Annotated in this window: 1 pseudogene; it reads right to left on the reverse strand. The window is 39.3% G+C overall.

The window, feature by feature from the left end:
• Positions 1-593: pseudogene (locus ACGF7G_RS22545) on the reverse strand (hypothetical protein); the annotation flags it as partial.
• Positions 594-749 lie beyond the last annotated feature (156 nt).

Raw genomic sequence — 749 nt, forward strand, 5'->3', positions numbered from 1 at the left:
CGTATACGGGACAAAAAATACCGTAACTCAGCCAGCTTCTCTGGCACATCATTATTATAAATATCAGGATGAATCTGCCGATCTTTGTCATAACGTGCAGCGGAAGCATTTGTCGCTCCCATTTCTACTTTAATCGCCACACCATTGCTATATAGATGGGCTTCTAATACCCTGACCGCATCCGGTACACTTTGATTTTGCATACGTTCAAAAATAATCCCTTTCATCCCCTCGGGGACAGAGTAAATATTTTTTAAATAGGGCATATCAACGGGATATGACGTTTTCATCTGCCGTAACGCTTCTTCCCGTAATTGAATACGTTGTTCAAATGCAGGTAAATAGATCCGTTGAGTTTCCACCACGTTATCATTCACCCAAACAGCATCATTGACGGTATTATTGTACGCTTCCGGCAAATCAACCAAATACCGACCAATACAACGGGTTTGCATATTTGCTAACATTTCCGTTGTCATTTGTTTTTCCTTTTCAGTTAAAACAGGATGATACAGATCAGATAAATACCACTGCCACAAGGCATAAATAGCCACACCTGCCAATAAAATGAGTAAGATATTTCTTTTATTCAATTTTTACCGCCCAGATAATCTTGATAATTGAACCTAAAGTACGTATCAGTATTTTCTTATCTTTTCCCACCCTGATTTTTAACCCTTATATCCCTATAAAGGGTTTGATTTAAAACGCATGTTATCGGGGATCGAAAGCGCCGGGTCTGACTCTAA

The organism is Photorhabdus sp. RM323S (genome assembly GCF_042879375.1).
In the GTDB taxonomy this organism is placed as follows: Bacteria; Pseudomonadota; Gammaproteobacteria; order Enterobacterales; family Enterobacteriaceae; genus Photorhabdus; species Photorhabdus tasmaniensis.